Here is a 14,220-nt window from a genome sequence, read left to right as displayed (position 1 = left end):
TCTCTGCGTGCTGACATGATCCTGCTTACGTCTTGGCATGCTAGCATGGTCCTGCTTTACATCTTAGCGTGCTGGCTTACTGGCGGTAATAGCTCAGGAAGTCTGCTAGCTTGTCAACGGCTTCTTTGAGGGTCTCGATACGCGGCAGATAAACAATGCGGAAGTGGTCGGGTTCGCTCCAGTTAAAACCAGTGCCCTGGACAATGAGTACTTTTTTGTCTTGGAGCAAATCGAGAGCAAACTGCTGATCATCGGTAATATTGAAGCGCTCGCGGTCAAGCTTGGGGAAAATGTAGAAGGCCGCCTTGGGCTTAACCACACTGATACCAGGAATATCTTTGAGCGCGTTGTAAACATACTCGCGCTGCTCGTAGACACGACCACCCGGCTGGACATAGTCGCGCACCGACTGGTGACCCCAGAGCGCCGTTTGGACAATGGACTGAGCAGGCACATTAGAACACAGACGCATGTTCGAGAGCATGTTGATGCCCAAAATATAGTCGCGAGCAATGCGTTTGTTACCAGACAGTACCATCCAGCCAATACGATAGCCAGCAATCATGTGGGACTTGGAGAGACCTGAGAAAGTCACACAAAACAGGTCAGGAGCTAGCGAGGCAATAGAAACGTGCTCACCCTCGCCTTCCATAACGAGACGATCGTAAATCTCGTCAGAAAAGATAATTAACTGGTGCTCACGAGCGATATCCACAATCTCTTGCAGCACCTCACGCGGATATAGTGCGCCAGTTGGATTGTTGGGATTAATGATCACAATAGCTTTGGTAGCAGGCGTAATCTTGGAACGAATATCGTCTAGATCGGGATACCAGTCTGCCTGCTCGTCACAGAGATAATGTACGACCTTGCCACCAGCAAGCGTTGCACAGGCAGTCCACAGCGGATAGTCTGGGCTTGGAATCAAAATCTCGTCACCATCATCAAGCAGTGCCGACATCGACAAATTGATAAGCTCAGAAACACCGTTGCCTGTATAGATATCGTTCATCGTGACGTTTGGCAGGTCCTTGACCTGCGAATACTGCATAATTGCTTTGCGCGCCGAAAAAAGTCCCTTGGATGCCGAGTAACCTTCACACTTGGTCAGCTGAGCAGCCATATCCAAAACAACCTCATCGGGAGTACGAAAACCAAAAGTCGCAGGGTTGCCAATGTTGAGCTTAAGGATGCTCATGCCATCCTCTTCCATACGGTTTGCCTCATCGACAACAGGACCACGCACGTCGTACAACACGTTTTCGAGCTTGGCAGATTTTTTGAACTGGCGCATAGGATGAACCTCCCGGTACATTTTTTTCTGTGCAGTAGAGCTGAACTTTTGACCACCATTTGACTGATTTGTTGCAGATAAACCCGAGTTGAGGGGCGCAGTAGCGCCCGTGGTAGCTCGCGTACCAGGCCGTTCATCATCAGCTGCTCGGGTCGCTGCTACATGATCGCGAGTCGTCTGCTTCTGATTAGTACCTGCAAGCCAGTTTTCTTCAACTCCCAAAAGCTCGGCTAACGAGTTCAACACGGCAGGGCGTGGCATAGTTTTGCCGCTTATATATTGGCTCAACTGGCTTTTGCCGAGCTTTACTCCCTGCACGGAGGCCAGATGCAAAAGATCGACCTGCTTGAGGTCACGCTCCTCCATAATCTTGACCAAGCGCTCAGGAAAACCCTGACTATCCATGTCTACTCCGCTCGTCTCTGACTGTCCATGCCTGCTCTGCTCGTTTAAATCTATCTCGCGTGGAAGCACCACGCTTGAACTTAAAATACGAGCTTTCTTCATGCAAAAGTTCAAAGTTCAATTTAGTTCTCAAAACGTTGGGAACATAATAGTTCAAAGTTCAAAATTGAAGTTCAGAATATTGAACATCATGAAGCTGACACAGTACATTTATTATTCAAATAAGCAGAGTGTTTTTCTTCAGCTTGTATCGAATAACGTTTCCCCAGTTCAGAATGCTTTTCTTTGGCAAGATATCAAACTAATTCGCGCTATTTTCAAAAAAGATAAAATTGTCCTTGCATTTCTTTTGGTGCTAGGTAATAATTACTTCCGCTGAAGCGCGACGAAAGCCGTGCGGGGCAGATGGTGGGTGTAGCTCAGTTGGCCAGAGCGCCGGACCGTGGCTCCGGAGGTCGTGGGTTCGAGACCCACTACCCACCCCATTTATGCGCTGTTAGCTCAGCTGGCCAGAGCAGGGGACTCTTAATCCCAAGGTCCAGGGTTCGAATCCCTGACGGCGCACCAGAAACACAAGGTCAGAGCTTCGGCTCTGGCTTTTTTTCATGCCGAAGTGACACGGAGAGACAGAAAAGTTTCACCATTCATCATCCCCATCCAAAAAAAGGCCTCTCTTTCATCATCCCCTCCAGAAAAGGTTCACCGTTCATCATCCCATCCCGAAAGGGTCCCTTTTGCACGTTTGGCTCCACAAAATGCCTGGTAAATTTTGGATCAATGATGAAATAGGAACCCGATTCACTGTCTGCTGATGAATCGTGACCCTTTTCGCATGTTGCAACTTCACACCGTAATACGTAACGCGTTGAGATGCCGTATGCATCCCACACTTGCTTGTCTCGAAACTTGAACTATTTGCGTTCTGTATCTCTAAAAACGCCAATCTTGTAGCTCGCCTCAGATATCAATACAGCATTTTCATACCCCTATTCGCTCTGAAGGCCGATATGCGCCATTTAAGGTCATTATTGAATAAGATATTTATATTGGAAATATAGATCCAGGTCGTCTACCTGCGAGTTTACTAATCCCACAAGATGCGACAAAACACGGGGAAATAGCTGCCTTTCAAAACAGGCTTTCTACCAGCAGAAATGCTGCAACACAAATTTCGGCAAATGGCGCATATCGGCTCTCAGAGCGAATGGGGGTCAAAAGATAGTTATCGCCCCGCTATGGGATGTGCATTGTTATCCTATTTCGGAGCAACGCGGTGCCATTTCATCCAAATATCGCAGTTTTGCAAATAGCCTGGAGTGTGTGTCTTTTAAAACACTTCTTGTTAGGGCTGCCTTAATCCTAGTTGTGCAGTTGGGCGCACAAAGAGTTTCTCCTTTACGCAAAAATTTGTAGATGGTTCGCTTCTCGAGTTTTTGAAAAATATGACCACGGGTAGATGGTTCATCTTTCGAGATTCAGAAAAATCTGGCCAGCCCTTTTGCAATTGCCAAGTTCGAAACTTGAACCATTTGCGGTTTGTAGCCCAGTCCCCTGGTTTTGGAAAGGTTCGAAAAGTCTTTCTTGCTTCTATCCATCGCATCGAATTATCACAGGTATTTCGCAAAAAAGATTTTGCACTTCCTTTCAAGCAAAGCCACGAATTGAAACTGTAACAAAGTTTTCCTTGCATCTTTGGACTTTACTCACTATCCTTGCTTTAGCACACTAAAGTTTAGTTAACTAAAGTGGCTACTCAAAAAGTATGTACGGCTCACACGACAGGGGGAATCAAGATGAGCATCCAGGATAAGCAAATCAACCGTAGGTCTTTTATCAAGGCAAGTGGTTTTGCTGCTAGCGCAGGTATTCTCAGCATGCTCGCAGCTTGTGGAAGCAAGCCAACAGCCACGGGATCGGCAGCGGATAGTGCAGGTTCTGCAACAAAGAAGAGTTTTGAACTCATCGTCGGCTTTGATGAGGCTTTCCCACCCTACGGCTATCTTGACAAAGACGGCAACTATACCGGCTTTGACCTCGATCTCGCAAAGGCCGTCTGCGAAAAAGAGGGTTGGACCTTTACCCCCACCCCCATCAACTGGGATGCAAAAGATGCCATGCTCAACTCCGGTCAGATTAGCTGTATTTGGAACGGCTTTACCATCGAAGGTCGCGAGAAGGACTATGCATTTACTGACGCGTATATGGAAAACCGCCAGGTCATCGTTGTAAAGTCCGACTCAAACATCAAAAAGCTTACCGACCTCAAAGATAAGCGCGTTATCACCCAGGCTGACTCGGCCGCCCTCGAGCTGCTCTCTGAGGGCGGAAGCCAAGAGGAACTCGCCAAGACCTTTGCAAAACTCGACACCATCGGCGAGTACAACACCGCATTCATGTCCCTTGAACAGGGCAGTTATGACGCGATTGCTGTCGACTATCCCGTTGCCGTCTTTAATATCGACGGCCGCTCAGAGTTCACCATTCTTGATGAGTCTTTGAACTCTGAGCACTTTGGAGTCGGCTGTGCAAAAACCGACGAAGGCAAGAAGCTCGCAGTCACCATCGAAGCAGATCTCCAAGCGCTCGACGCCGACGGCACCGTCAAAAAGATTTGTGAGAAGTATAGTAATCAGGGTGTTTCTTATGACCTGTGGTGTCTGCCCAAGGCATAAGCCACCCCTAACAAGCTATGATTTTAAGACCGCGGCTCACGCAGTCGCGGTCTCCTTTTGGGAAAGCGGTTCGAAAACAGTTTGCACTGGGAAAGCAGTTCGAAAGCGGTTCGAAAGCAGTTCGCACATCAACCTTATGACAGGATGGCAGTATGGAAGTCTCTATCATGTTCCAAAAACTCATCGAGGGCTATGGCATCAGTCTCGATATTTTCTTTGTCACCTTGATAGGAGCAACTCTGCTGGCAATCCCTGTCGCCCTAGGACGCCTCTCTCGCATCAAGCCACTCGCATGGCTTATCAGCATCTATATCAGCCTGATGCGTGGTACACCTTTGATGTTGCAGATGTTTGCAGTCTTTTTTGCACCGTATTACGTATTTGGCATCACAATGGGACCCGGTTACATGATGGTGGCTGTTCTTGCATCCTTTGTGATTAACTATGCCGCCTATTTTGCAGAAATCTATCGCTCGGGCATCCAGAGCATGCCACGTGGCCAATATGAGGCAGCCAAAGCTTTGGGGTATTCGCGCAGTCAAACCTTCTTTCGCATCATTCTGCCTCAGGTTGTCAAACGTATTCTCCCTGCTATGGGAAATGAAATCGTGACACTGGTCAAAGACACCTCGCTGGCATTCTCCATTGGAGTCATCGAGATGTTTACCACAGGCAAGGCGCTAGTCGCTCGCGAGCACACGATGATACCTTTTGTTATCGCAGCAGCAATTTATTGGATAACCTGTCTTATCATCGAGGCTCTGCTTCGCCGCGCCGAAAAAAAGCTTGCCTACTATCACGATTAAGTCCTGCTCAGCTACCTCACAATAGTCCTGCTTACTTACACTAAGTTCTGTTGACCCACACTCAATCCGCCAAGCAAAACTAAGGAATCCTCAATGCTCAAAAAGAAGCCCCAACGCAAGCTTCCCACGCCCGATATTTCTTACTCCTCGCTCGTCGGCCTACCAGCCGTCTACTTGCGAGGCGCTCGTAAGTCCTTTGGCGAAAACGAAGTGCTGCATGACATCTCTCTGACGATTAACCGCGGAGAAGTACTGTCTATTATCGGTCCATCGGGCGCGGGCAAGTCTACCTTGCTGCGGTGCTTGACACTGCTTGATAGTTTTGATTCGGGCGAGCTATCCTACGACAGTATCGTGGTATGCAAGCCGCGCGGATCCGAACTTGATTCTCGTGCCAAGAAGGACCCAAATCCCGAAACTGGTGAGCATACTCTCGACATTCAACCTGCCATCTATGATAGGGCCGCTATGCAGCGCGCACGCATGCGCTTTGGCATTGTATTTCAGGACTACAACCTTTTTCCGCACATGACGGTGCTGCAAAATGTGATGGATGCACCGCTGGTGGTGCAGAAACGTAATCCAGCAGAAGTTGAGGAGCAGGCCCGCAAGCTACTTGAACGCCTAGATCTCACAGAGCATGCGGACAAGGTTCCCTGTCAGCTCTCGGGCGGCCAGCAGCAGCGCGTCGCAATCGCGCGGGCGCTCTGTATGAAGCCTCGCGTGATTTTCTTTGACGAAGCAACCTCTGCCCTAGATCCTCGCCTGACCGACGATATGGTCAAGCTGATTCGCTCTCTGGCAGAAGAAGGTATGGCTGTCGGACTAGTTACTCACGAGATGGGTTTTGCGCGAGCTGCTTCCGATCGCGTATGTCTGCTGCTAGATGGTCGCATTGTAGAAGAGGGCACACCTGAGGAGGTTTTTGATCGTCCGAGCGATCCTCGCACCCGCGCGTTCCTTGCCTCCCCTACCAAGGAATAAATGGGGACACCTAGAGCGCGCTCTACACGTGAGTTCCTTGCAATTTTTTTGCAGCAACCCTCTCTGCAGCAACTCCGCTACAGATTTTTGTTGCAGCAGCCGTACGAATTCCTAAAATCCCTAAAAATCGTTGCAATCTCAGCCTACAAATCGTTGCAACCTGAGGTTGCAACGATTTTTTCTTACCCCTATCTACCAGTAATTTTCTAAGAATTGCCTGGTAGATGCGTCGCGTTGCAACCTGAGGTTGCAACGATTTAGCTCGCATATAGGCGATCGACGGCTGGTTTAGAACACAACTGCTCAAACCTACAAGAGCTGCTCGGCAATCTGAACGGCGTTAGTAGCCGCACCCTTGCGAATTTGATCGCCACACACCCAATAGGTCAGCGCATTCACGCCATCAGGCGCCGAGAGATCACGACGGATACGACCCACATAGATAAGGTCCTGGTCGGATGTCTCAAGCGGCATAGGATATTCAGCTGCCGCCAAATCATCCACCACACGTACACCAGGAGCACAAGCCAAAATCTCGCGCGCCTCATCCACCGAAATGGGATGCTCAAACTCCGCTGTGATTGACTCGGAATGCGAACGCATAACAGGCACACGCACGCAGGTGCAATTCACACGCAGCTCAGGCAAATGCATAATCTTGCGACCCTCGTAGAGCATCTTCATCTCTTCGCTGGTATAGCCTGCCTCCTTCTCAGAACCAATCTGAGGAATGAGGTTGGCCGCCAACTGATGCGCAAACGGAGCCGTACTACCCACAGACTTACCTGCAGCCACTGCCTCCATCTCACGCTCAAGCTCCCTCAAGCCAGGCATACCTGCACCAGATGCCGCTTGATAGGTCGAGACTACCATGCGCTTTAAATCCGCTTGCTGATGTAAGGGCCAGGTAGGCACAAGGCCGATAATCGTGGCGCAGTTGGGATTGGAGATAATACCTTTGTTGTTTTTGGCATCTGCTGCATTAATTTCGGGGATCACCAGCGGCACATCGGCATCCATGCGGAAAGCATGGCTATTATCAACGCACACAGCACCGCGAACTACTGCCTCAGGCAGCAATTCGCGAGCGATATCATCACCTGCAGCTCCCAGTACAATATCAACGCCCTCAAAGGCCTCAGGAGCCGCGAGAACGGCCGGAATCTGCTTGTCATGGAATACCACCGTACGACCTACCGAACGCGCACTCGCAAGCGGCACCAAGCGGCTAACGGGAAAATCACGCTCTTCCAAACACTTCAGCATCTGCGTACCCACCACACCAGTTGCGCCCAGAATAGCAACTGTTTTTCCGCTCATACTAACTCCCACCTAAACTTTTTCGTGCGCAGCAAAGCCGTCATACATTACGCGAATTGCACGCTCAAAGTCATCGTTGTCTACGCCGACAATAATCGAAATCTCCTGTGAGCTCTGAGTAATCAGGCGAATATTGATACCTGCCTTGCCCAATACGCCGAAGATAAGGCCTGACGAGCCAGGACGGCGACGCAGATTGCGGCCCACAATGGAAATCAGGGCTAGTTTGTCGGTCACCGTAATATCATCGGGTGCCACCTCGCGACGCAAATCGGTGATGATGGGGTAAATCTTGTCCTTTACATCGGCGCTATTCACCACAATGCCAAAGGAGTCAACGCCTGTCGGCAGATGCTCTATCGAAACGCCGTAACGCTCAAATACTGATAAAGCAGAACGCACTACGCCCACCTTGTCGGACATATGCGTCTTCTGGATATGTACTGCTGTAAAATCCTTGCGACCAGCGATGCCCGTAATGAGGTGTTCAACCTCACGCTCTTCGGCCGTCTCACGAATAGTTGTGCCTTTGCGGTCAGGCGAATTAGTGTCTTTAATCTGGATGGGAATATTGGCCTCACGCACCGGGAAAATTGAATCTTCCTGCAGCACCGTAGCGCCCATATAAGAAAGCTCGCGCATCTCATCAAAGGTAATACGATGAATCGCACGCGGCATATCAACAATATGTGGATCGGCAGACAAGAAGCCCGGCACATCTGTCCAGTTTTCATAGACGTTTGCTTCGAGACAGCGAGCAAGCACAGCACCGGTAATATCTCCGCCGCCACGCTGAAAGAGCTTGACCGTACCGTCAACTGTGCAACCATAAAAACCTGGCAGTACAAAGCCACGCGGATTGCGCTGAGCTGCTTCTTTTACACGAATTGCCGTACGTTCAAAGTCCACCGTACCATCGTGATGAAAAACAATCGTGTCCGAGGCATCTACAAAAGGCAGTCCTAGATACTCAGCCATCAACTGTCCCGTAAAAAATTCACCGCGACTCACGATATATTCGGGCGACAGCGAAGTTACCACCGAGGAAAACTCCTCGAACTTCTCGGCTACTGGATACTTGAGATCCAGCGACTTTGCAACCTCAACAAAGCGTTGCTCGATTTGGGAGAGCAACGGCTGAGAATCCACATGGTACTGAATGTGTGCATTGGCAAGCAGCAATAAATCGGTAATTTTATTGTCATCCGAAAAACGTTTGCCCGCTGCCGATACCACCACAAAACGGCGGTCAGGATCGGCTTGGATAATGCTTTTTACCTTGCGAAACTGCTCGGCGCTTGCGACCGAGGACCCGCCAAATTTTGCAACCTTAATCATGAACTAGGCGTCCTTCCTAGGGCGCGAAAAGATGAGCGCCTCGGGGTCAATCTCGCGAGCCTTCGCCAAAAGCTCGCTTGCACAAACAGGGTTGATATTTTTGATAAGCCAAGCGTCAGCACCGTAGGCCTTCCAACCTTCTTTGGCCGCCATAGCAGCAGCGCCATCACAGCGCAATACATAATCACCCAGCAGAAGATCTGCATCAAAACTCATCTCATCGCATATTGCAAAGTTGGGACGCTCCCCCGCCATGTAATCAAGGACATCCTGCACCATTGCGTTGCCCGTAGGCAGAGAACCAGCGCCCTGACCGTAGAATTTTAGCTCACCTACCGTGGTGCCTGTGAGCGACAGAATATTAAAGTTGGCAGGAACGTTGGCCTCGGTTGCCGTCTGGGGTAACGCCACGGGCTCGACAACGGCGGCGTAGCGCTGCCCTTTGCGCATTGCTCGACCCATCAATTTGACGCGACGGCCGTGGACCGCAAAAAGAGCCACATCACTGCTTTTAAGAGAACGAATACCTGTGGTGCAGACCTGCTCGGCAGAACAAACCGCATCAAAGGCGGCAAGACAAGAAATAATAATTTTGTTGCGGACATCAATACCATCGATATCTGCGGACGGATCTGCTTCTGCATAGCCTAAACGCTGCGCTTCGGCAAGCACCTCATCAAAGCTGGCATCACCCATCTCAAGAGAAGTAAGCAAGTAATTGGTCGTGCCATTCATAATGCCCGACACAGCAGAAATCTCATCAATACGACGAGCGTTGCGAATTGAGGACAGCCATGGCACACCACCACCTACAGCAGCCTCGCAGAGTAGTGGCACGCCTGTAGTCTGCGTTAGCTCCACAAACTCGTTCAAATACGCAGCCACAACAGCTTTGTTGGAAGTCACCACAGGTTTTCCCGCCTTGAGTGCGCGCACGATAAAGCTATGCGCAGGCTCAATGCCGCCCATGCATTCCAGCACCACATCCACATTGTCATCTGCCAAAATGTCCTCATAATTGGAGGTCATACGCGGATCGCTTAGGCGGTCGGGCAGCTCGAGAATGCGCGTTACCCTGATATCGGGAAGACTCTTACAAATCTCGTCGACACCTTTACCCACGGTGCCACATCCTAAAAGAGCGATGTTCATCTCATTCCTATCTTTCGTTTGTGTTTACGCTTTCGCATAAGCACGTTTGCAGTTCTATGATAGCTACAAGGCACAGACCCACGAAGAGCTAGGAGCCCATCTTGGCACGTTTGTATCACAGCACACGCTCCATTGAGCCCTCTGTAACAAGTAAGCAAGCTATTCTTGCCGGAATTGCTCCAGATGGGGGTCTGTATGTCTCAGATTCCCTCAAGAATCTCAAAATTGACCTCGCGGCGGCATGTACGGAGGACTATCACGCCCTTGCTTGTCGTGTATTGGGGTTGCTGCTTCCCGACTTTAGTAAAGAAGAAATTGCAGATTGCGTGACAGCGGCTTACGGCAAGCGTTTTGACACACCTGTCATTACTCCTTTAGTACCTGTAGGCGACATGTGGATGTTAGAGCTCTGGCATGGCCCCACCTGCGCCTTCAAAGATGTAGCGCTGCAAATGCTGCCTCGTCTCATGTCAGTCGCACGCAAAGATGCACATGATGACAAGCAGATCATGATTGTGACAGCAACATCAGGGGATACGGGCAAGGCAGCCCTTGAGGGTTTTGCGGATGTAGCTGGCACAGGAGTTGCAGTCTTTTATCCAGATGGTGGCGTATCCGACGTACAGCGTTTACAAATGGTCACCCAGCGTGGCCGCAACGTGGCCGTCTGTGGTATACACGGCAACTTTGATGATGCTCAGACCGAAGTCAAACATATCTTTGCCGACCAAAAGCTTGCCGAGCGTCTATCCCAGAAGAACATTGCTCTATCCAGCGCAAACTCCATTAATATAGGTCGCCTGGTGCCTCAGGTGGTCTATTACTTCTCAGCATACAAGCAACTCATTGACAAAGCTGTCATTCAACTAGGTGATTCTGTGGAGTTCTGTGTACCTACAGGCAATTTTGGTGATGTGCTTGCAGGTTATTATGCCAAACTCTTGGGACTACCTATATCGCGCCTCATCGTAGCGTCCAACATCAATGATGTGCTTTTTGATTTCATCTCGACTGGTCGCTATGACCGCCTGCGCCCCTTTGAAAAGAGTCTCTCGCCTTCGATGGATATCCTTGTGTCCTCCAACCTTGAGCGTCTGCTCTATTACCTATCTGAGGGGGATACCAAACTAGTATCTGAGCTCATGGACCGCCTGGAGCAAGAGGGATCCTACGAGCTGCCTGAAGCTCTGCTTCACCGCCTGCACGAGCTTTTTGCCTGCGGTCGCGCTACAGATGAAGAGACGCAAGCAACCATACGTGATATTTGGGAAGAATCCCAAGTGCTCTTGGATACGCATACCGCTGTTGCGATGCATGTGCTTCGCAAGCAGCCTCGCGACGAAGGCATTCCTCGCGTTTGTCTCTCCACCGCCAATCCTTATAAGTTCCCCGCCTCTGTCCTTGAGGCACTGGGGCAAAGCACAGAAGGCTTGGATGGATTTGAATGCATGCAAGCCTTACAAAAATTCACGGATGTACCCGCACCACACCAGCTTGCCGAACTCAAACAACTACCTGAACGCCACCTTGACCTCTGCGAACGCGAGCAGATGAACAGTTACATTGAGCACACGGCAGAAAGGTTGTTGTCATGAGTGAACCCCGCGCGCTAAAAATCCAAGTCCCCGCAACTTCTGCCAATGTGGGTGTCGGCTTTGACTGCTTGGGCCTTGCTCTCGATATGATGGCAACCTTTACCTTTGTGCCAAGCACTGACGGTCAGCTGCATATCGAAGGTTGCGAGTCTCGTTTTTGTGGTGCTGACAATCTGGTATGGACCTCGTACTGCCACACCTGCTCTGAACTGGGGATTATCGAGGAGTTGCTTAACATCACTATTGACTCCCCTATTCCTCTGGCGGGGGGTTTGGGGTCAAGTTCTGCTTGTATTGTGGCTGGTATTGCTGCTGCTTATGCGCTGTCGGGCTTGAGTTTAGATCGAGAACGCATCATTCAGATGGCAAGTTCGTTGGAAGGACATCCGGACAATGTGGCACCCGCCGTTTTGGGAGGTTTGGTTTGCTCCTTTAGCAATGCGGGACGTGTATGGACTCAGCGTTTTGACGTCGCTGAGGAACTACGCTTTGTTGCTATTGTGCCGCCTTACGAGGTGCGTACCGCCGAGGCACGGCGCGTGCTACCAGCGGAGGTACCCATGGCAACAGCCGTCTGGCAGACGGGCCGCTGTGTTGCTATGGTGCGAGCACTCGAGACGGGCGACGCGGAGCTACTTGCTGCCTGTGCGCATGATAAGTTGCACGAGCCCTATCGCGCACGCTTGATTCCTGATTACGAAGCTTTGCGCTCGGCGGCACTTAGTTCGGGAGCTTCGGCTTTTGTAATTTCGGGTTCGGGTGCAACCATGCTTGCTATCTGCAAAAACGAGCAGAAAGCTGCTGGGGTCAGACGCATGCTTGCCACAATGGAAAGCGTTTCTGCCGCAGAAGGAGCACGTCGCGGCCTGCGAATCGAGACTCTACAAGCCTGCAAAACTGGTTTGAAAATTCTCGCCGGCTAGCCCAGTGGGCCATCGCTCGTGCTGCCATACGCCCATGCAGGCGGTTCATAATGCACCCTTTCTCTCGTAGGCGGTTCAAAAAGCACCCTTGCGGTAATTTTTACCTGGGCATGGGGGTGCGCCCTTTTGCCCACATCGGGTTCAATATGCGCCCTTACGCCAATTTTATCTGGGTTTCTCGAGCCGTTTGGTACGGTTTTGAACCGTCTGCATTAAATGGAAGACAACGGGTTCATAAAGCACCCTCAGTAAAAAATTGAGCAGTGCAAAAAGTAAGCAGTGCTTTTGTGGAAGCAGAGCGACGGTTTTGAACCGTTTGCAGAGACGTGGGACGGTATTGAACCGTTTGCAGAGGCTGGGAGGCGCTTTTGAGCCGCCTTGCGGGACGTGAAGCAAGCAACACGACGCAGGTTTGACAGGCTAATTACCAAGCTGCTTATTGAGCATGATGGAAAGTATCGTCTCATCGGTATGCTGCATGCCTTCTCGCACAAAGGTACCAATATTGCGAATGGTATCCTCCACATCATCAAAGACAATGCCATCCAAGCTCGAAGGCGAAATATCCGCCAAAGCCAAAGCAGAGCAATGCACCGCAGCGTTGGTACCTGCAGCAATCTTGAGCGCACAAGTAGCTTTGGCACCATCGCAAATCATACCTTGAAGCATGGCAATCATATTGTTAACTGCTGCTTCAAGCTGAGCTTCGGTACCGCCTTGCAAGTAGGTCATACCACAGCAAGCACCTGTACCACCAGCGATTCCCGAACCACAAAGCGGAGACAACCTGCCCATATACTCCTTGAGATGACATACCACCAGCTCAGAAATCGCAAGCGCACGCGATAGTTCCTCGTCACTGGAACCCAACTCGCGCGCCAGCTCAATCACCGGCACCGTACAAGCAATACCTTGATTGCCTGACCCCGCCACCGTCATTACCGACAGCTGACAACCAGCCATACGGGCATCGCTGCCTGCAGCTGTTGCCGCCATGATACGCAGAGCAATATTGTTAAGCAGCATTGAGCTACTGCCACTCGTACCTGAGGCAATCTTTTCACCCACACGCAGACCATAGCCACCCGAAAGGCCTTCTTTGCTCACAGCCGTATTCAATGGAACACATTCAAGCAAAAAAGCGATATCAGCAGCATCAACACTCGTAGCAAAGTCATAGATATTCTTGATAGTCAGACCTGTACCCGCATCAGAAGCACTGCTTACGCTCAGAGGCTTATCACAAATCACCTCACCATTGTGCTCGATACGCACCACATTGGTATGATCGCGCACCACAACTGCACGGCTTGTCTCACCTGTCACAGATTTGAGCTGCGCCTCGATAAAGAGTTGCTCGTCGGTAGCTTTTTGCTCTACCTGAATACGTTCTTCGGCAACCATCTGACGTGCAAGTTCCAACTGTTCGGAAGCAAAATTGGCCAGAACTTCTAGGCGTGCGTCAGAACGTCGCACTACCGCACCCAAGGCAGCCGCAATTTCAATACCCACGGCACCAGTACCAGGAATACCAACGCCCAAGGCATTTTTGATGATATTGGCAGAAAGCAGCAGGTGAATTTCTTTGATGTCTGCAGGATTGCAGCTCAACTGCTCGGATGCAACCGATACGGCAAAAGCAACCGCAATAGGCTCGGTGCAACCCTGAGCGGGCATGACCTCATTTTTGAGCATACCAAGAAAGTCGGGCAAAGCCTGCGTTGTCATCAT

At 50.5% G+C, this 14,220-nt stretch carries 10 protein-coding genes and 2 tRNA genes; 7 read left to right on the top strand and 5 right to left on the bottom strand.

Annotated elements, in window-relative coordinates; all coding sequences use genetic code 11:
• Positions 1-76 precede the first annotated feature (76 nt).
• Positions 77-1,699 (bottom strand): aminotransferase class I/II-fold pyridoxal phosphate-dependent enzyme, encoded by a 1,623-nt coding sequence (locus ACO5JD_RS05740; RefSeq protein ID WP_484988336.1) that lies wholly within the window; start codon positions 1,697-1,699, stop codon positions 77-79.
• 408 nt (positions 1,700-2,107) lie between these two features.
• On the opposite strand from ACO5JD_RS05740, the gene ACO5JD_RS05735 reads away from it, so the two are divergent.
• The 5 genes from ACO5JD_RS05735 (at position 2,108) to ACO5JD_RS05715 (ending at position 6,161) form a co-directional block, all read left to right on the top strand.
• Positions 2,108-2,184, top strand: a tRNA-His gene (locus ACO5JD_RS05735).
• Positions 2,185-2,189: 5 nt separating this feature from the next.
• Positions 2,190-2,266, top strand: a tRNA-Lys gene (locus ACO5JD_RS05730).
• 1,226 nt (positions 2,267-3,492) lie between these two features.
• Entirely contained in the window at positions 3,493-4,371 is an 879-nt protein-coding gene (locus ACO5JD_RS05725) for a transporter substrate-binding domain-containing protein (protein ID WP_484988334.1), read from the top strand.
• Between the two features lie 152 nt (positions 4,372-4,523).
• Positions 4,524-5,177: an amino acid ABC transporter permease gene (locus ACO5JD_RS05720; protein ID WP_021626436.1), complete on the top strand. Its 654-nt coding sequence runs from the start codon at positions 4,524-4,526 to the stop codon at positions 5,175-5,177.
• Between the two features lie 93 nt (positions 5,178-5,270).
• Positions 5,271-6,161 carry an amino acid ABC transporter ATP-binding protein gene (locus ACO5JD_RS05715; protein ID WP_021626437.1) on the top strand — a complete coding sequence of 297 codons (891 nt, stop codon included), beginning with the start codon at positions 5,271-5,273 and terminating at the stop codon, positions 6,159-6,161.
• Positions 6,162-6,470: 309 nt separating this feature from the next.
• Here the strand turns inward: ACO5JD_RS05715 and ACO5JD_RS05710 are convergent, their stop codons facing one another.
• Genes ACO5JD_RS05710 through ACO5JD_RS05700 form a run of 3 tightly spaced genes read right to left on the bottom strand, consistent with a single transcriptional unit; the run spans position 6,471 to position 9,971 of the window.
• Positions 6,471-7,481 carry an aspartate-semialdehyde dehydrogenase gene (locus ACO5JD_RS05710; protein ID WP_484988332.1) on the bottom strand — a complete coding sequence of 337 codons (1,011 nt, stop codon included), beginning with the start codon at positions 7,479-7,481 and terminating at the stop codon, positions 6,471-6,473.
• A 12-nt stretch (positions 7,482-7,493) separates the two neighbouring features.
• Complete coding sequence (locus ACO5JD_RS05705) at positions 7,494-8,819, bottom strand: aspartate kinase (protein WP_021626439.1); 1,326 nt, start codon at positions 8,817-8,819, stop codon at positions 7,494-7,496.
• 3 nt (positions 8,820-8,822) lie between these two features.
• A complete protein-coding gene (locus tag ACO5JD_RS05700) occupies positions 8,823-9,971 on the bottom strand; it encodes a homoserine dehydrogenase (RefSeq protein ID WP_484988330.1) in 1,149 nt (382 codons plus the stop codon).
• A 101-nt stretch (positions 9,972-10,072) separates the two neighbouring features.
• On the opposite strand from ACO5JD_RS05700, the gene thrC reads away from it, so the two are divergent.
• Complete coding sequence (gene thrC / locus ACO5JD_RS05695) at positions 10,073-11,566, top strand: threonine synthase (RefSeq protein ID WP_484988328.1); 1,494 nt, start codon at positions 10,073-10,075, stop codon at positions 11,564-11,566.
• Positions 11,563-12,489, top strand: coding sequence for a homoserine kinase (gene thrB / locus ACO5JD_RS05690; RefSeq protein WP_021626442.1), 927 nt, complete (start codon positions 11,563-11,565; stop codon positions 12,487-12,489). The genes thrC and thrB overlap by 4 nt, the downstream gene beginning before the upstream one ends.
• Before the next feature lie 420 nt (positions 12,490-12,909).
• Here the strand turns inward: thrB and ACO5JD_RS05685 are convergent, their stop codons facing one another.
• The gene (locus tag ACO5JD_RS05685; protein ID WP_035438728.1) at positions 12,910-14,217 is read right to left on the bottom strand and encodes an L-cysteine desulfidase family protein; all 1,308 of its coding nucleotides are present in this window, start codon (positions 14,215-14,217) and stop codon (positions 12,910-12,912) included.
• Between the last annotated feature and the right edge of the window lie 3 nt (positions 14,218-14,220).

It is taken from the genome of Olegusella sp., from assembly GCF_057238325.1.
This window is presented reverse-complemented; position numbering and strand designations above follow the sequence as displayed.